Origin of the sequence: Pseudoalteromonas sp. B131b (genome assembly GCF_037162545.1) — a bacterium.
GTDB classification, from domain to species: domain Bacteria; phylum Pseudomonadota; class Gammaproteobacteria; order Enterobacterales; family Alteromonadaceae; genus Pseudoalteromonas; species Pseudoalteromonas fuliginea.
In genome coordinates, this window is the sequence record NZ_JARLUZ010000001.1 from 2,654,145 (window position 1) to 2,672,099 (window position 17,955).

At 38.9% G+C, this 17,955-nt stretch carries 18 protein-coding genes and 3 pseudogenes; 9 read left to right on the top strand and 12 right to left on the bottom strand.

Translation table 11 applies throughout. The features are described 5' to 3' along the window. Positions 1–6: 6 nt before the first annotated feature. Positions 7–432 (bottom strand): YcfL family protein, encoded by a 426-nt coding sequence (locus P4S65_RS12335; RefSeq protein ID WP_007375406.1) that lies wholly within the window; start codon positions 430–432, stop codon positions 7–9. Positions 433–440: 8 nt separating this feature from the next. Further along, positions 441–1,804, bottom strand: a pseudogene (locus P4S65_RS12340) (COG3014 family protein). A gap of 225 nt (positions 1,805–2,029) precedes the next feature. On the opposite strand from P4S65_RS12340, the gene bufA2 reads away from it, so the two are divergent. From bufA2 to P4S65_RS12360, 4 genes are all read left to right on the top strand, one after another. Further along, positions 2,030–2,488, top strand: coding sequence for a BufA2 family periplasmic bufferin-type metallophore (bufA2, locus tag P4S65_RS12345; protein ID WP_007375404.1), 459 nt, complete (start codon positions 2,030–2,032; stop codon positions 2,486–2,488). A gap of 175 nt (positions 2,489–2,663) precedes the next feature. Beyond that, positions 2,664–3,494 (top strand): MNIO family bufferin maturase, encoded by an 831-nt coding sequence (bufB, locus tag P4S65_RS12350; RefSeq protein WP_337120261.1) that lies wholly within the window; start codon positions 2,664–2,666, stop codon positions 3,492–3,494. After that, the gene (locus P4S65_RS12355) at positions 3,491–4,264 is read left to right on the top strand and encodes a DNA-binding domain-containing protein (protein WP_337120262.1); all 774 of its coding nucleotides are present in this window, start codon (positions 3,491–3,493) and stop codon (positions 4,262–4,264) included. The genes bufB and P4S65_RS12355 overlap by 4 nt, the downstream gene beginning before the upstream one ends. A gap of 38 nt (positions 4,265–4,302) precedes the next feature. After that, complete coding sequence (locus P4S65_RS12360; RefSeq protein ID WP_337120263.1) at positions 4,303–5,172, top strand: DMT family transporter; 870 nt, start codon at positions 4,303–4,305, stop codon at positions 5,170–5,172. A gap of 6 nt (positions 5,173–5,178) precedes the next feature. Here the strand turns inward: P4S65_RS12360 and P4S65_RS12365 are convergent, their stop codons facing one another. From P4S65_RS12365 to P4S65_RS12395, 7 genes and pseudogenes are all read right to left on the bottom strand, one after another. After that, positions 5,179–5,877, bottom strand: coding sequence for a M15 family metallopeptidase (locus P4S65_RS12365; protein WP_096792953.1), 699 nt, complete (start codon positions 5,875–5,877; stop codon positions 5,179–5,181). Next, positions 5,877–7,006, bottom strand: a pseudogene (dapE, locus tag P4S65_RS12370) (succinyl-diaminopimelate desuccinylase). The gene P4S65_RS12365 and the pseudogene dapE overlap by 1 nt, the downstream one beginning before the upstream one ends. Next, on the bottom strand, positions 7,006–7,350 hold the full coding sequence (locus P4S65_RS12375) for an ArsC family reductase (protein WP_008134091.1): 345 nt from the start codon (positions 7,348–7,350) through the stop codon (positions 7,006–7,008). The pseudogene dapE and the gene P4S65_RS12375 overlap by 1 nt, the downstream one beginning before the upstream one ends. A gap of 4 nt (positions 7,351–7,354) precedes the next feature. Beyond that, complete coding sequence (locus P4S65_RS12380; protein ID WP_007375397.1) at positions 7,355–7,852, bottom strand: PTS glucose transporter subunit IIA; 498 nt, start codon at positions 7,850–7,852, stop codon at positions 7,355–7,357. A gap of 3 nt (positions 7,853–7,855) precedes the next feature. Then, positions 7,856–8,242 carry an ACT domain-containing protein gene (locus tag P4S65_RS12385; protein ID WP_007375396.1) on the bottom strand — a complete coding sequence of 129 codons (387 nt, stop codon included), beginning with the start codon at positions 8,240–8,242 and terminating at the stop codon, positions 7,856–7,858. A gap of 233 nt (positions 8,243–8,475) precedes the next feature. Continuing rightward, a complete protein-coding gene (gene pta, locus P4S65_RS12390; RefSeq protein WP_007375395.1) occupies positions 8,476–10,629 on the bottom strand; it encodes a phosphate acetyltransferase in 2,154 nt (717 codons plus the stop codon). Between the two features lies 1 nt (position 10,630). Then, positions 10,631–11,845 (bottom strand): acetate kinase, encoded by a 1,215-nt coding sequence (locus tag P4S65_RS12395; RefSeq protein ID WP_337120264.1) that lies wholly within the window; start codon positions 11,843–11,845, stop codon positions 10,631–10,633. A gap of 285 nt (positions 11,846–12,130) precedes the next feature. Between P4S65_RS12395 and yfbV the strand changes: the two genes are divergently transcribed. Next, a complete protein-coding gene (yfbV, locus tag P4S65_RS12400) occupies positions 12,131–12,577 on the top strand; it encodes a terminus macrodomain insulation protein YfbV (RefSeq protein WP_033039346.1) in 447 nt (148 codons plus the stop codon). Between the two features lie 38 nt (positions 12,578–12,615). On the opposite strand, the pseudogene P4S65_RS12405 reads toward yfbV, so the two are convergent. The 3 genes and pseudogenes from P4S65_RS12405 to xthA all read right to left on the bottom strand — a co-directional run bounded on the left by P4S65_RS12405 (position 12,616) and on the right by xthA (position 14,871). Then, positions 12,616–13,415: pseudogene (locus P4S65_RS12405) on the bottom strand (putative RNA methyltransferase). Next, positions 13,412–14,059: an energy-coupling factor ABC transporter permease gene (locus P4S65_RS12410; RefSeq protein WP_096792957.1), complete on the bottom strand. Its 648-nt coding sequence runs from the start codon at positions 14,057–14,059 to the stop codon at positions 13,412–13,414. Before P4S65_RS12410 ends, P4S65_RS12405 begins: the two are co-directional and overlap by 4 nt. 5 nt (positions 14,060–14,064) lie before the next feature. Then, a complete protein-coding gene (xthA, locus tag P4S65_RS12415; RefSeq protein ID WP_007375390.1) occupies positions 14,065–14,871 on the bottom strand; it encodes an exodeoxyribonuclease III in 807 nt (268 codons plus the stop codon). Between the two features lie 240 nt (positions 14,872–15,111). On the opposite strand from xthA, the gene P4S65_RS12420 reads away from it, so the two are divergent. The 4 genes from P4S65_RS12420 to rluB all read left to right on the top strand — a co-directional run bounded on the left by P4S65_RS12420 (position 15,112) and on the right by rluB (position 17,895). Continuing rightward, positions 15,112–15,543 (top strand): hypothetical protein, encoded by a 432-nt coding sequence (locus P4S65_RS12420; RefSeq protein WP_007375389.1) that lies wholly within the window; start codon positions 15,112–15,114, stop codon positions 15,541–15,543. A gap of 222 nt (positions 15,544–15,765) precedes the next feature. Continuing rightward, the gene (locus P4S65_RS12425) at positions 15,766–16,287 is read left to right on the top strand and encodes an EF-hand domain-containing protein (protein WP_337120265.1); all 522 of its coding nucleotides are present in this window, start codon (positions 15,766–15,768) and stop codon (positions 16,285–16,287) included. Between the two features lie 151 nt (positions 16,288–16,438). After that, positions 16,439–17,029: an SMC-Scp complex subunit ScpB gene (gene scpB / locus P4S65_RS12430; protein WP_337120266.1), complete on the top strand. Its 591-nt coding sequence runs from the start codon at positions 16,439–16,441 to the stop codon at positions 17,027–17,029. Beyond that, positions 17,026–17,895, top strand: coding sequence for a 23S rRNA pseudouridine(2605) synthase RluB (gene rluB / locus P4S65_RS12435; protein ID WP_002959716.1), 870 nt, complete (start codon positions 17,026–17,028; stop codon positions 17,893–17,895). Before scpB ends, rluB begins: the two co-directional genes overlap by 4 nt. Positions 17,896–17,955: the final 60 nt, after the last annotated feature.

The window sequence follows — 17,955 nt, forward strand, 5'->3', positions numbered from 1 at the left end:
TTTCCTTTAATCTTTAAATTCTTGTGATTCGGTAGACACTTCTCTTACTGCTAAAGAAAAGGTAACTGCATCAGAGCTTGGTGCTAAGCCCGGTAATTGTGTTTTTGCAAAACCAAATAAGGTGAGTGCTTGCCAAGGTGAGTGGTTGCCTTTAATAACAAAGCCGTCTTTATCAAACCAATTAAATTGATACTGTAAATACTGTGATTTTTTATACTGACTCGAAAGTGTCACTACCACATCGGTTAACTGGTTTGTTTGACGGGTCTTTATGTCAGTTATAGTCAGCTTTTTACTTAAAGCTGGGTTATCAACACGTAATTGCTCATTAAACTGGCTTTTATTTTGTTCAACAGAAATACCGGATGTAATCGGTTTACTTGAACATGCACTTAGCATTAGTACTGCTAATAATGGCGCTATGTATTTCATGATGGCTCCTAAAGTTGAACTACGTGGTAATTAAAGTAGTTATTGATAGAGGTTAAGTAAATTAACGTTAACCCTTGCTTACTAATGGTGAAATTTATAGGCGCTTGTGTGCCTATATGCAGAGAATGCTCACCTGTATTTAGGTTTTGCCTTGCAACACTTATTTGATTTGGAAGCGTAAGCCAACTGCGTGTATCAGCTTGCTCAGATGCCAAATTATAAATATTGGCAATTATGTTACCTACATCACCGGCGCTGCGAGCAAACTCTGCACGCACTTTTTCTTTTGCCACTAACCTAAGTACTTGACGGGCTACTTTTGCAGGTATTTGATCTTCTAATGTTTTGGCTGCAAGTGCTTCAATGTGTACCAGTGGACTAAGCGTTAAGCTTTGTGCATCAATGTTTATGGTGTTAAGACGGCGCACATAGGCGTTATCTTTATATACCGGCATTGCTAGGCTATAAAAGCGTGCATCGCCACGTGATGAATAAATTGGTAAGCGCAGTTTAAATTCATCTTGTTTTGGTACTAAGCCTTGTTCAAATAAAACAATCACTTCGCCTTGTGATGAAGAAATAGTTGGCGCATCACTAAAACGTTTTTTGAATTCACTTAAGTCTTGCGCAAACCCTTGTTTTTTAGCAAGGCGTATTACGTCCTGTTGTAAATAAATATTGTTAGGTTGTATAGCGAGTGCTTTTTTATAATCAATATAAGCATCGTCGTATTGTTTAGCACTTTGGTAAAGCAAAGCAGATAAGTAAAACGAGTAGGCATTTTGAAAGCCATTTTTTACATCCCTGGTTACATTGTTCATACTCGGGTAGTGCTGTTGCGCTTCTTTTATTGTTGAGTCGACTTCAGTTTGATTTTCTGCAAGTGCATCAACTTGTACTTTATTAGCTCTACGAATTTCTACTAAAGCGCCTTCAATATCATTTTTATATACATAGTTAAGTGCTTTATAGCTATGAAGCATGCTCATTTCGTAAGCAGGTGGAACATAGGTAATGGCTGAGTCGTTAGTAAATAACGCATTACTTTGTTCAAGCCCTGCACTTACCTGTATTTTGGCGGCTTCACGTTTTTTTGCATTTGCGTATACACATTCTCGAATTTGCTTTGTGCATCATTTGCTGTATTCGCTAAGTCGTTTAAACGAGCTTGCTCGAGTTGGTTGAGTAAGTAGCTGCTGTGCAGGGTGCTATTATTAGCAATAAGGGATTGCGCTTCTTCGATATTATTTTTCTCGATCGCATTTCTTATTGGTGTCATTTGCGTGGCATAGTCATTAAATAGGTCACTAAAACCTATTGTGCTACACCCACTTAAAATAAAACAAAAGCTTAAAGTTATACTTAGGCGCACTGCGCACTCCTCTTAATTTACCTACATACATTAACATATTATTTTTAGCTAAATGTGTGAAATATTGTAAAAAATCGTAGAGTAAAATTGCCTGCTAATCTAGAAATATAAGATCACACTGGTGAACAAAACGTGAACTCTATTAATTTTTTATCAACTACACTGAAATAGTAATTTAGCTTTTACGGTCTAGCTATTTGTTATATCACTCAGAGGAAATAAAAAATGAAAAAGTTCACAGGTGCAGCAATGGCTGTAATGGTTGCAGGTTTAGTTGGTTGTAATGCAACAGAGGCAGAAACATCACCATCAAGTTCTGTTGCAAATAATGGCGCAACAACTGATTTAGTTCATTGTTACGATGCAAATGTGTGTGGCGGTCATAACGACTGTAAAACAGCTGAAAATGCATGTGCTGGTCAAGCATCATGTAAAGGGACTGGTTTTGTAGCTATGCCTGCAAAAGCGTGTGCTGACGTTGGCGGTAAAGTAAAAGATAAATGGGTTGGCAGTGTAGCTAAAGCTGATTTAGTACATTGTAATGATGTAAATGTGTGTGGCGGTCATAACGATTGTAAAACAGCTAATAACGCGTGCGCTGGACATGCATCGTGTAAAGGGACTGGTTTTGTATCAATGCCAGCAAAAGCATGTGGTGACATTGGTGGTTCTGTAGGTAGCTAATACCAATTTTATTAAAAATATGATCTTTTTATCGCATTAAATAGCACACTTATTGCGTTATTTTCTTAGCGCTATAATAGATCACTAATTTAATGCAATTGGTATAAAAATTTATCGAACGCATAAAATAAGCCTGAACGATGTATTTTATTATTCAGGCTTATTAAGGAAGTTTATGACAAATCGTTTTTTAGGTTTTGGTTTAGGACTAAGAGCCCCTCATTTTGAGCAAATTATTGCAGAGAAACCAGCTGTAGATTGGTTTGAAATTATTTCAGAAAACTATTTTGTAGCCGGTGGAAAACCTTGGCATTATTTAAATAAAATCAGATCTGATTACCCCATTGTGATGCATGGTGTATCAATGTCGATTGGTAGTACAGACGCAATCAACAAAGACTATTTAAATCAGTTAAAAAACACCATTGCAAGAGTAGAGCCGCAGTGGGTGTCTGATCATTTATGCTTCACTCAAGTTGGCGGCATAAATAGCCACGATTTACTGCCAATGCCTTACACCAATGAGGCGCTTGAACATTTAGCTAATAAAATATCGCAAGTTCAGGATTACCTAGGCCGAGAGATGATTTTTGAAAATGTGTCGAGTTATTTAACATACAACGCTTCACAAATTAGTGAGTGGGAATTTTTAGCGCAATTACATAAGCAAACTGGCTGTAAGTTTTTAATGGATGTAAACAATGTTTATGTAAGTGCACGTAATCACGACTTTAACGCAATGGATTATTTATCGGCTATTCCGAGTACTGCTATTGCGCAAATTCACTTAGCAGGACATCAAGACTTTGGTACGCATATTATAGATACTCATGATGAAGATGTCCCAGATGCGGTATGGGACTTATATGCTCAGTATGCAAAAACATTAGGTCCTGTAAGTACTATGATTGAACGCGATGATAATATTGGCTCCCTTGATGATTTAATAACTGAGCTTGAGCATGCTAAAACGCTAGTGAAACCGTTTTGGGATATTAGAGCATGAGCGATTTAGCGAAGCTGCAACAACAGTTTATGGATTTACTGCAAGGTGAAAGTTCGGATATTAGCGAGCAAATTGCGCAGCAAGGGCAGTTAAATACACAACAGCGACTCTCTATTTATCAAAACGCTTATAAAATTCGTTTAAGAGCTGTTGTAGAACAAGATCACGAACAGTTGGGCATTTACTTAGGTGATGATTTATTTGAGATGATGGTTGATGGTTATTTAGCTTTATATCCTTCAACTCATACGTCACTACGAATTTTTGCAGAGAAATTACCTGATTACTTAGCCACCAATACTCCTTTTAACGATTACCCCATACTTGCAGATATAGCCAAATTTGAACGACTATTGCTAAGCGCGTTTGATGCAAGCGATAAAACATTACTCAATGTATCAGAGCTTGAAAGTATTGAACCACAGCAATGGCCAAATTTACTATTAAAATTACATCCAAGTGTACAGTTAGTCGCGTTTAATACGTTGGCGGTTGAAAGTTGGCAGGCAATAAAAGAAAAGCAAACACCGCCAGAACCAATAGCCTCAGAACCTCGCTTTTGGGTTATTGCACGTGATATTGACAGGCGTACACAATATTTAAGCGTTGATGCACAAGAGCATCGCTTACTGAATCTATTAAAACAAAACACACCCTTTGCACAGTTATGCCAATCCTGTTTAAATGAGCTCCCTGGTGAGCAAATCGCTGGGTTTTTAATTACTAAAATTAATCAGTGGCTTGAACGTGGTTGGTTAATTAACGAGTAAGTTTAAACAACAATGTTTTTTTGTTGCAAAGGAATTTTTTGAAAGCCACCATATACACAATCATTGCTTTAATTGCGTTTGCCGCAAATTCTCTTTTTTGCAGAATGGCTTTAGCCGAAGGCTATATAGATGCTTGGAACTTTACAGTTATTCGCTTACTAAGTGGTGCAGCGTGTTTGGGCATTATAATGGCTATTTATACCCATAATTTAAAAGGTAAAGGCACATTTAACCCCGCTATTATAAGTGACAGAGGAAGCTGGCGAAGTAGTATTAGCCTTTTGGTTTATGCACTTTGTTTTTCGATTGCTTACGTAGAGCTTGATACAGGCACTGGCGCACTTATTTTGTTTTCCGCTGTGCAACTTACTATGATTGGCTGGGGTATATATCAAAAAGAGCAGTTGAGTGTGCTTCAGTGGTGCTCGTTTATAGTGGCGCTAGGTGGCTTTGTATATTTAATGCTACCATCTGCTGCAGTGCCTTCACTGTTTGGTGCATCACTTATGGCACTCAGCGGTATAGCATGGGGTATTTACAGTATTCGCGGTAAAGTGTGTGTATCGCCACTGCGTACTACTGGGTTTAACTTTATAAGAAGCTTAGTTGCTATCCCTGTTTTATTACTCGTAGGTATGAGTTATTTAAAAAATATCAGTATTGAAGGGGTGTTACTTGCGTGTGCCTCGGGGGCAATAGCGTCTGGAGTTGGTTATAGTGTTTGGTATGTAGCAATGCCACTGCTTAAAAGTACCCAAGCTGCTGTTGTGCAGTTGTGTGTGCCGGTACTTGCAGCCATTGCTGGGGTTTTGTTTTTATCTGAGCAGGTAGCAATGGAGTTTGTAGTCGCAAGCTCCTTAATATTAGGGGCCGTGCTGGTGTTTATTTTAAATAAAAAGAAGGCTTAATATAACCTAACCTTCTTTTAGGTGTGGGCTTACGTTTGTTACAAAGCGTGTATAAATAGCAGGTAAGTTATCAAGTATCGCCTGCTTGCCCTGTAGTTCACTGTTTTTTATACATTCAAAAAGTACTTGCTCGCTAAGTTTATTCACTAATAATTGTGATTGCTTAATATGGCTTATATGCCAAAGCTCAGGTGCGACGCCACCTAAATCATGCTGGTAAGGGCGATAAAAGCCAAATTTAACTAAGTTAGTATCAAGCCAATTACTTAAAGGCGCAAAAGGCCCACCTTGTAGGTATTCATCAGGTGCTAGCTGCAGTTTATAATCATCACTTACCGCAGCTTTATCAAACACATCTAAGTCAGTCCCTAAATGATGCCTGCTTGCCCCAGGTAGTGCAGAGTAGAGCATTATTGCTATACATTTATCAATCTCGCTTAGCTTAGTTAAATCTACAACTTCTTGCTGTTTATTATAAACAGGTCGACTACCTAAAAACTTATTATTCCAAATAATTGACTGACGTTCAAAGTCGCGAAAACTTGAGGCAATAGTAAGATCAAATCCCGCTTTTTGAGCTGCACTTTGCAGCGCTAAAAAGTCGCTAATAATAGCGCTGTGCAAGTGATGATTTTGTATATCAGTTAAATGTGTATCACTTTGCCCTGTAATACACATTATCGATGTTGGTTGAGTGGCATCCATTATGTTAAAAGTTGCTCTAATATTTGCTCGTAAATGTTGGTAAGGGCTATTAAATCATCGGTACTTACGCATTCATCTACTTTATGAATAGTAGCGTTACGTGGCCCTAGTTCAATTACTTTAGCACCTGTTTGCGCAATAAAACGCCCGTCAGATGTGCCACCTGTGGTTTCTAGGTTTGTGGTTAAACCGGTTACCGATTTAATAGCATTGACTGTGGCATCAACAAGAGGTCCGTGCTCGGTAATAAAAGGCAAACCATTTACTATCCAACTTAATTCATAATTTAAGTTATGCTTTTGTAGAATGTCATTTACACGTTGTTGTAATTGCTCATGCGTTACTTGCGTACTAAATCTAAAGTTAAACTGTATTTCTAGTTCACCCGGGATCACATTACCAGCACCTGTGCCGCCATTAATATTTGAAATTTGAAAGCTGGTAGCAGGGAAGTATTCATTTCCGTTATCCCACACCGTTTGGCTAAGCTCAGTAAGAGCAGGGGTTGCTAGATGAATTGGGTTTTGTGCTAAATGTGGGTAGGCTACATGCCCTTGTACGCCCTTAACGGTTAAAAAAGCGGTGAGTGAGCCTCTTCGACCATTTTTAACAACATCACCTAGTACATCTCGTGATGAAGGTTCGCCAACTAGGCACATATCGATTTTTTCACCGCGTGCTTCTAGCGTATCAATTACACGAGTCGTCCCGTTTACAAATGGACCTTCTTCGTCAGAAGTAATTAAAAATGAAATTGAACCTTTATGATCTGGGTGCTTAGTAACAAAACGCTCGGTTGCTACAAGCATTGCTGCAAGTGAGCCTTTCATATCGGCAGCGCCACGGCCATGTAAGAGACCGTCTTTTATTAATCCTGAAAACGGCGGATGTTGCCAATTTTTTCAGGGCCTGTTGGCACCACATCGGTGTGACCTGCAAAACAAAAGTGCGGTGATTGTGTGCCTTTTCGAGCCCAAGTGTTAAGTGTGTCGGTAAAAAATAATGGCTCTATATTAAAACCAACCGCAGCAAGGCGATCGTTCATCATTTGTTGGCAGCCAGCATCTTCGGGGGTTACTGACTCTCGTTGGATTAGCGCTTGAGCGAGTGCAATTACGTCAACAGTCATTATTTAAAAATCTCATCGTATTGAACTGCTTTAAAACCTAAATGGTAGCTGCCATTGTTTACGAGTACCGGACGTTTGATCATTGCAGGTTGTTCAACTAACAGTGAAATAGCACTCTCTTTAGTTAAGCTTTGTTTCTGCTCATCAGTTAATGCACGATAAGTAGTACCACGTTTATTAACAAGCTGTTCCCAATCAAGCTTATCAGCAAAGTCACTCACCATTTGCTCATTCACGCCATCTTTACGGTAGTCGTGAAAAGTAAATTCGACATTGTTATCGGTTAAATATTTTTTAGCTTTTTTAATCGTGTCACAATTGCTAATGCCGTATAAGGTAATCATAGATTTAATTCTTCTTAATAATAGTTAATAGAGTGTCTTCACCCGCTTGTACCAGTGAGTGAGAGTAATGAAATGTACCAAGGTTGTGGCCATTTAGTAAAATTAGGCTAGCAAGCATAGGAGTATCAAGCTCTCGTAAATCAAAATAAGCAAGGCGTTGGCCTTTGATTATTTTGCTACCATTGAGCTGTGCTATATGAGTGTGTGTAATTGGTTGCGATGTTGAAATGGTTAAGTTGATTAACACTTTTAACCCATTTTTTGCTTGTAATATAAACTCCGTGCCTGCATTTTTTACCTGTAATAAAGTGCCATCAAAGGGCGCTAGAATTTTATGGTTAGTTAGTTGCACTATAATACCTGGCCCAAGTGTGCCAAAGCGAAACAAAGGTTCTGGATGTTCATTTAGCTCCAGTACTTTGCCTGAAAAAGGGCTGGTAATATTAATGGCGTTACGAGGTATTTTGTTTTGCGCAATATATTCTACTTTTTGTGCTTTCATAATTTATTCAGCCACCACATTGTAGCCATCTTTTTTTAGTGCCGTAATAGCTTGAAGTGCAGTCTGCTTTTTTACAAGTATGTAATCGGTGTCGTAGGTTGAAATTGAAAATATAGATATTTTAGCACGTGCTAATACGCCCGAAATATTGGCCATTATCCCGGTCAGCGAAAAACCAAGCGGGCCAACAACTTCAAGTGCTTGCCAATTTGGCTCTGTGTCTAGGCTGTTTATTTCAAAGCTACTAGGACATACAATTGAAAGTTCGTCGTGGGTTTTAGAAATAAAAAACAACGGGAGTTTTAACAGCGCCGCAGGTATGTCGGCATCTATATCTAAGCTATGTATAGATAAAACGGTGCTGTGTAATTGTAATGTTTGTTTTGACATTAAAAACCTGCGAAACAGCAATATCGGTAGGTTTATAGTATAGATTATTAGCTTTAAATTAAAGGTGTAACAGTAACTAACCTGATAGTAAGTGAGTTAATTCCCGAAGGTAGAAAAACTTACCCACAATTTCTGTGGATAAGTATGGGGGTTGCAGGGTATAAATAGCCTAACTAGTTAATTATTAAATAAATAATAGCTAGGCTATAAAAAGCACATGTTAGTGTTGGTGTTTAATTAAGTGCTTCAGCTTGTGCTGCTTGAATGGCCGTTAGTGCAATGGTATACACAATATCATCAACTAATGCACCACGGCTTAAGTCGTTAACAGGTTTGCGCATACCTTGTAGCATTGGACCAATACTTATTAAATCAGCGCTACGTTGTACTGCTTTATAGGTAGTATTGCCTGTATTTAAATCAGGGAATATAAATACAGTCGCTTTACCTGCAACAGGGCTATTAGGTGCTTTTTTAAGTGCCACGTTTTCCATAATGGCTGCGTCGTATTGAAGTGGCCCATCAATGATTAAATCAGGACGCTTTTGCTGCGCTATTTTTGTGGCTTCGCGTACTTTTTCTACATCAGCGCCCGTGCCAGACGTACCCGTACTGTAACTGATCATAGCTACACGCGGCTCTATACCAAATGCAGCAGCAGAGTCGGCAGATTGAATCGCTATATCTGCAAGTTGTTCAGCATTAGGGTCTGGGTTAATTGCACAGTCACCATAAACTAACACTTGGTCAGGCAGTAGCATAAAAAACACGGATGATACTAACGATGATCCTGGCGCTGTCTTAATTAACTGCAGTGGTGGGCGAATTGTATTGGCAGTGGTGTTTACTGCACCCGACACTAAACCATCTACTTTACCTTGCTCAAGCATCATTGTGCCAAGTACGACGTTATCTTGTAGCTGCTCTTGTGCTACAACGGCAGTTAGGCCTTTGCTTTTTCGGATTTCGACCATAGGCGCAATATAATCATTAATGATGCTTTTAGGCTCAATAATACTTACGTGTTCGTTAAGCTCAATCCCTTGCTGCTCTGCAATACGCATTATTTCTTCGCGATCGCCAAGCAATATAGTTTTAGCAATGCCGCGTTGGCCACAAATAGCAGCCGCTTTAATAGTACGAGGTTCATTGCCTTCTGGTAGCACAACTGTTTTTCCGGCTTTACGGGCTTTGTCTGTTAACAAGTAACGAAATGCTGGAGGCGATAATTTACGTGTTTTACCTACGCTTTTGGCTAACGTGTCTAACCAGTCAGAATCAATATGTTCAGCGTTATGATCTTTTACTTTTTCAATTCGTTGGTCGTCGTCGTTTGGTACTTCCATATTAAAGTTATGCAGTAATAACGAGGTGCGCCATGTATCGCCATCAGTAGCGAGTATAGGCAAGCCAGTTTGCATAGCTTGCTCACACAAGGCCATAATACGTGGCTCTGGCTCAAAGCCACCTGTGAGTAATATAGCGCCAAGTTTAGTACCGTTCATAGCTGACAAACACGCAGCAACAAGTATGTCTGAGCGATCGCCTGGTGTTACCAATAAGGCTCCAGGCGTAAAGTAATTTAAAATATTTGACACTGTACGCGCACAAAAAGTAATACGACGCAGGCGACGATGCAGCATATCGCCTTCGTTTATTATCGTTGCTTTTAAATACGCGCTTAAATCTTTTACGCGAGGTGCGACTAAGTCAAAATCCCAAGGGATTGCACCAAGTAGCATAAACGGGTTTTTTCTAAAAATAGGTAACGACGCTAAACGATTTAATTCGTTTTCAAGTTCTTCTGGTTTGTAGGTGTCAACTAAATCGGCGCGAGCGCGGCCCTCTTCATCAAGTGGCGCATTTACTTTATTAAAAATACAGCCAAGTACGCGAGGGTGATCAATTCCACCATAGTTACCCGCTGCGATTTCAAGGCGGTCTTCTATTTGTGTAATGCTGTAATTACCGGGGGTGAGTACAAATACAATGTCGGCGCCAAGTGTTTGTGCAATTTCACGATTTACACGTCCAGCGTAAGGTTGACGACGAGTAGGGACCATACCTTCTATGATGGCTACTTCATCGTCGTTTATTTTGCTCTCAAAACGCTCAACAATTTCCTCTAGTAGGTCGTCACCTTTGCCATCGCCAATCATTTGCTCTGCGTAATCGAGTGCAAAAGGTGTAGGTGGGTTAATCGGTGAGCCTTGGGTAACTATTTGCGTTGATTTTTCAGGGCCCGTTTCACCCGAGCGGGGCTGCGCAATTGGTTTAAAAAAGTTAACTTTAACTGTTTTTTGCTCAAGAGCGCGGACTAAACCAACAGAGACAGAGGTTAGACCAACACCTGTAGAGACAGGAATTAACATAATACGACGCGCCATATTAAAGCTCCTTTGCTATGTTTGCAGCATCAAGTGCAATAACCCACTCTTCATTTGTAGGCATGACAACGGCTTTACTACGTGCCTGTGAAGAGCTAATAATACCTTCTTGGCCAAAACGAGCATTAAGATTAGCTTGTTGATCGCAATCGAGTCCTAAAAAGGCAAGCTGTGAGATTACTTTTTCACGAATAATATCAGAGTTTTCGCCAATACCGCCGGTAAAAATAATCGCATCAAGGCGTTGTAGTGGTACCATATAAGCGGCAATTTGTTTTGAAAGACGGTAGCAAAACATATCAAGCGCGAGTATTGCTTTTTTATTACCGGCAACAGCCGCTTCTTCGATTGTGCGGCAATCATTAGAAAGCTCGCTGATACCTAATAAACCACTTTTTTGATTGAGCAAGTTATCTATTTGCTGTGCAGTGTAATCGAGCTGCGTGGTTAAAAAGTTAAACAGGCCTGGATCTATATCGCCACTACGGGTGCCCATCATTAGGCCCTCTAGTGGTGTTAGGCCCATACTGGTATCTACACTCTTACCATTTTTAATAGCACACACTGAACAACCATTACCTAAGTGGGCACTGATAAAGTTACTTTGCTCAATAGGTTGATTAAGTAGTTTTGCTGTTTGGCCTGCAACATAAAAGTGGCTTGTGCCATGAAACCCATAACGTCTAACGCCAAATTCTGTATATAGCTTATATGGCAGTGCATAAAGGTAAGCTACTTCATTCATCGTTTGGTGGAACGCAGTATCAAATACGGCTATTTGTGGTAAGCCTTCGAACGATGCCTGTGCAGATGCAATGCCTAATAAATTAGCATGTCCGTGAAGTGGCGCAAGTGTTGCTGCCTGTGTAATACCCGCAATGACCTTCTCGTCAATCAAAACAGATTGCGTAAAATGCTCGCCGCCGTGCACAACACGATGACCCACAGCAATAAGTTGCTCATCTAAACTATGATCTTTTATTAGGCTTACTAACGTATCTATTGCCTCTGCATGGGCTTGACCTGCTACTAAGTTAATGACAGTTTTAGCGCCTTTGAATTTATATTTTATAGAAGGAGTTGTTGCACCTAAGCGCTCTGCTAGACCAGATATAATTTCGTGGCCCGTGTTTGCATCAATAATGGCAAATTTTAAGCTGGAGCTACCACAATTTAGTACTAAAACGTGTTGTGACTTAGGGGAGGTTGTTGGCATAAATTCATTTCCATAAACAAAATTTAGTAAGTGAACGTGAAACATTAATCGTTACACTCAGAGTGATAAATAAGGCTCAAACATTTAATTAAGCTAAACTAAAATGTAGCTGAATCAATGCGAAATATTTTACCCCAGTTATGGAATTTAGTTTAGTGTTTTGCACACTTTAACAGCAAAATTAAGCACTTTTACTGAGAAAGTAAAAGCCCTTAAAATTGTGTTACACTTTAGAAATAATCAATTTAGTATTGTGTTTTAATAGAGTCACTGTGAGGAGTCATGATGCAAAAAAGTGTGATGTCACAAGTACAAACAGGGCGGTTGTATGCAAAACAATGGCCAATGAGAAAAGAGTTAGCACCTCTATTCATCGAGTTTAAGGTTATTAAAGCTACTGATCTTGCGATCACAGTTATGCCTATTTTAGCCATGCTTACGTTATTTTTTCAGCTGAATTACCTCGGTTCAGACTTCTTACCGCAAGCTATTGCGAGTGCTTTGTTTTTTATCTCGTTACCGTTACAAGGGTTATTATGGCTAGGTAAGCGTGCGCAAACACCTTTAGAGCCAGCCATGCAAAAGTGGTATCACGAGCTTTATACAAAAATGGTTGCCAACGGTTATCAAGCGCAGTTAAGCGAAAAAAAGCCTCGTTATTTGGAGCTTGCGAGTCTACTTAAAGACATGTTTGATAAAATGGATAAAGCGTTTACGAAAGAGCAATTTTAGACGTCGTTAAACTTACGCCTAAATAACCCCAAATTTGATTATGCAGTTTTTGTAAACTGCGTAATGTAAAATGACAAGGTGACAGTATGCTCGCCTTTTTCCCTAAGTGCTTCCCAATGTTCTGGCCTGAACTTCCATGCAAATGGCGTCATCATTATTAAGTCTTTAATATCAGTAAAGCTAAGCGCTACATGCTCTGTTAAAAGAGCTTGCTCTGATTTTTGAAACCCTTTTGGCGAAGATATTTCAGTATGTTCGTTTACTTTTGAATATATATACGATTTTAGCTCTTTTAAATGACAAGGTCCTGGGCTTGCAACCACTAATGTTGCGTTTTGATTTGCAAGGCGCTCAAGCTCTTGCTCAAACAAAGGTGCAAATACGCTAACAAGTACATCAGCAAATTGGCTTTCAAAAGGCGCTTGGCTAATTGATGCCACACTAAAGTTGCAATTAGAGTAGCGCTTTGCTGCATATTTAACCGCAGATTTTGAAATGTCGACGCCGTACACAACTGCGTTTGTTTTACTTGCTATTGCTTGGGTATAAAACCCTTCACCGCATCCCAAATCAATAATAGTATTTGCACTTATATTACTGATTATATCGCTAAGGTTTTCTTGTAAAAAGCCATAATAGCCACGTTCTAAAAATGCACGCCTAGCTTGTACCATTTCAAGCGAATCGCCTGGTTGTTTTGAGTTTTTTGTTGCACAGGCAGTAAATTAACATAGCCCTCTTTAGCAACATCAAAGCTATGGTTGTTAGCACAACGAAGTGTTGAATCAGTTTTCAAAAGTGCGTGGTTACACAGCGGGCATTGATATTGTAGACTCATGAGCCTAGGTAGTCCTTATCGTAAAAAGTTTTTACCCAATGCGGGCGATAGGTGATCATAACTGTTATAGCCATGCCGTTGAGCATTGCTTCAGGAAACCAAATTATGGCACTTAAATAAACGTAGTTATCTGCGAGTTCTTGCCAATTGTATTGCCCTATAGCTAAGTAAAATAAAGCACCTAGGCTTATTTTTATACAGGCTATAACCCCTGCAGTTATGAACGCACAAACAAATATATAAACAAAAAAATGACGAGGTAAATACTGGTAACTAATTATAAAGCCAAGGTAGCTTAATAAAATAGGAATAAATGCACAAATAAGCAGTTGAACTGGCAACAGTTCAAGTTCAATTTGACCAAATGCAGTCAGTAGGGCTGTGGCAAGTAGGCTACTTAAAATAGTCAATCGCCAGCCTAAAATTAATGTTGCAGCTGTAACGCCTAATATGTGTAAATCGAGGCCAGTTAAAATTCCTGCTTTTATTCGCCAAAGCACTGCAAACACTAACGCACATGCAAGCACCCCAGTTTGACGGGCTGGCGTATTAAGCAATGTTTTATATGTTTTTTTATCAAAGCTTAGTAGGGCAATAATAATTACAAGGGCCCAAAGTAGCCCTTGTATTGTTATGCTGAGCATAGTAATTACTTAAATGTTGACCATATAGGGGCATGATCTGAGGGTTTTTCAATACCGCGCAGTTCGTAATCAATACCAGTATCTATACAGCGTGCTGCAAGCTCATTAGTTGCAAGTACTACATCTATTCGAAGTCCTCGGTTATCTACAAACCCCTTAGAGCGATAGTCAAACCATGAGTATTGATCGTCTGTTTCTGGGTTTTGTTCTCTAAAGGTGTCTTTAAAGCCCCAATTAAGTAATGTTGCAAGCCATTCACGCTCTACCGGTTGGAAAGAACATTTACCCGTTTTTAACCAACGTTTAGCATTTACTTCACCAATACCAATATCTAAATCGGTAGGTGATATGTTGATATCGCCCATAACAATTATATCTTGATCGGGTGTATGGTTTGTTTCAAGGTGAGTCATCAAGTCAATATAGAACTGGCGTTTATAAGGGAATTTAGTTTCGTGATTGATATTATCGCCTTGCGGGAAATAACCATTCATTACGGTTAAATCACGACCGTTTTCTTGCTCTACAGTAACGCTTATCATGCGTTTTTGCGATTCCTCTGTATCGGTAGCAAATCCTTTTAAGACCGATTTAGGCTCTTTCTTGCATAACATAGCCACACCATAATGTGCCTTTTGACCATGGTAATAAACGTGGTATCCCATTTTTTGCACATCTTCTAGTGGGAACGCCTCATCATGAACCTTAATCTCTTGCAGTCCAATTACGTCTGGTTGATGTTTATCGATAATTGCTTGTAATTGATGAAGACGAGCACGCAGACCATTGATATTGAAAGAAATCACTTTCATTGAATTTACCTTAAAATTGGTTCTATTTAATGCACCAAATTGTATCAGTATTTACGCGTACATAACATGACTGAAATGGAGAAAATCGCTGCATAATTGTTGACCAAATGGTGCTTAAAGTTTAAACATTGTTAATGCTATATTAATTTGTTAAATAAATAAAAAATTCAATTGATATCTAAAAAGCAGGTTATATAATGCGCGAAATCACTCAATAAGCTCGTTCAAATAGGATCTCACATGAAAACACAACTAATTTTAGCTGCAGCACTTTTAGCATCAACTACGGTCTCGGCACAAAGTAATTCGTATTTTAGTAAAGATAATAAAATAGAATCTAAATTGTGTGTATTAAGTGCCAATGAAGGCTTTTCTGCCGCTCGTAAAGAAGCAGCCCAGCATGGTGTGTTTTTATCACGCTTTTCACAAAGTATTTTGTGTAATGGCGAAGATATTCGTGATATTGCTAAAAAAGGAACAACTGCTGAAGTGATTAAAACTAAAGTTGAGGTGTTTGCTAAAGACACTCAACAAGAAACACAACTATGTATGACTGCTTTAAAACAAGGTCTAGCGCCAGTTCGTCAAAAAATCGGTAATTTAAACTCTCTAAAGTGTAATGGTCAAAAAGTAACTGATTTTGTAAAACGTTATCAAAATGCGGCTATTTAATAACACAAAGATTTGAAAAGCATGCCCAGTATATTTATATATACTGGGCTTTTTTTGCAAAAATTACAAAGCACTTTGCAAAGTTTTCAGATATAACTTATTGAAATTGTTCATTAAATACTCTATTTATTTGTAACTATTTGATTTTAATTAGTTAACTAACATTGGCATCCGAATTGTATTAGCTAAAGTGACATTTATTTAATTACAAGGACACGTCTTATGAAAAAGTTAACATTAGCAACAACAATTTTAGCATCTTTGAGCCTCGCGGCTTGTTCTTCAAATCAAGGCCTTGAGAAAATAGACAGTGATTTTGCAAGCCTGGACAACGACAGCGATGGCTACATTTCAAAAGTCGAAGCGGATGATGATAGCATCTGGGAGCATTTTTCGAATATTGATACCAATATGGATAATGAAATTAGCCGTAAAGAATTTAACGCCTACATGCAGCTTAATGCAGGTAAAGTGGCGACTGATAGCGACGTAAGTGAATCAGCGTTTAAAGCTGAAATAGCTAAGTTTGATAAAATTGAGAGTAGTTTTTCAAGTTTAGATAATGATAGCAACGGTTATATTTCGATTGCTGAAGGCAACGATGATGATATTTCAAATCATTTTGGTTATATGGATGAAAACCAAGATAAGCGCATCAGTAAAAGCGAGTTTATGGGTTACATTAAAAAATACGGTAACGCAGTAGCTGAAGATGATGCATTAGAAGCCATTAAACATAGCTAATATTTGTTGTTTTAAAGAGTAAATTATAAGCCAGTGATAATCACTGGCTTTTTTGTGTTTAAAATCTAGTTATTTAGTAGATATATTTTCCTAGTTTGGTGTTGTTCTGTCATAATAGATGGCTGTGTATTTTTATTTGTTAAGAGTGTGTATGGCGGGTCGGCGAATTAGTGATGAACAACTAGTTGAGATCATTGAAGCAGCTATTTTTGTTGCAGATAAGCCTGTTAGTAAGCGCCACCTTAAAGACGTAGTATTAATAGATTTAGCTATTTCTATGGCGCGAATAAACGGCGCAATAGATACTATACAAGAACATTTTCAAACTCGTGGTATTCGTCTAGTCGAAGTTGGCAGTGGTTATCGCTTTCAGGCATGTAGCAGTTTAAGCCCTTGGTTAAATAATTTGTGGCAAGAACGTGCGCCTAAGTATTCACGTGCTTTACTGGAAACATTATCGCTTATTGCATACAGGCAGCCCATTACACGTGGCGAAATTGAGCAAGTAAGGGGAGTTACTACGGGTTCGAATATTATAAAAACCCTACTCGAAAGAGAGTGGGTTAAAGTGGTAGGGCATAAAGAGGTTCCGGGTAAACCGGCTTTATATGCAACTACTAAACAATTTTTAGATTATTTTTCGTTAACAGGTTTAGATAATTTACCGGCGCTGCCAACAGAGCAGCAAAGTAAAATTAACCAGTTATTAAGTGATCCTTCTGTGAGAGAACCATCCGAATGAGTATACAAGGTGAAAAGTTACAAAAAGTCCTAGCCCGTGCAGGCGTAGGCTCGCGCCGTGAAATGGAAAAATACATTGATGCAAACCGCGTTAGTGTAAACGGTAAAGTGGCAAAGTTAGGCGACCGTGTTGAGGAAACAGACTTAATTCGTGTTGACGGACACACTGTAAAAATTGAAGAAAAAGCAGATAGAATTTGTCGTGTAATTATGTATAACAAACCAGAAGGTGAGCTAAGTACACGTAAAGATCCAGAAGGGCGTCGTACTGTATTTGACCGACTTCCTCGTATTGATGGCGATCGTTGGATTGCAGTAGGCCGCTTAGACGTTAATACATCAGGTTTGATGCTGTTTACTAATGATGGTGAGTTAGCAAACCGTTTAATGCACCCAAGTTATGAAGTAGAACGTGAATACTCTGCACGTGTATTTGGTGAAGTAACCAACGAAACGGTTAAAAACCTACTACGTGGTGTTGAGCTTGAAGATGGCCCAGCCAAATTCACGACTGTAACCCCAATGGGTGGCGAAGGTGTTAACCGATGGTTTAACGTAACGTTAAATGAAGGGCGTAACCGCGAAGTCCGCCGTTTATGGCAATCTCAAGATGCGGAAGTATCTCGTCTTATTCGTATTCGTTACGGTAAATTGGAGCTAGATAAGCGCGTACCGCAAGGTGGTTGGATGGAGTATGATCTAGAAACGGTAAACTATTTACGTAAAACCGTTAAATTAGGTCGCGAGACGCAGACTAAGCTTTCTGTTATGCCAGAAAAGCGCAAAGATAAACGCGCTAAAATCAACCAGATCCGCAAAGCAGTTAAAAAACACAATCAACGTGTTAAGCCGACTAAACGTAAATAGTCAATTAGTTATTTATTTAACACAAAAAAGCCGCTAATTGCGGCTTTTTTAATGTGCTTT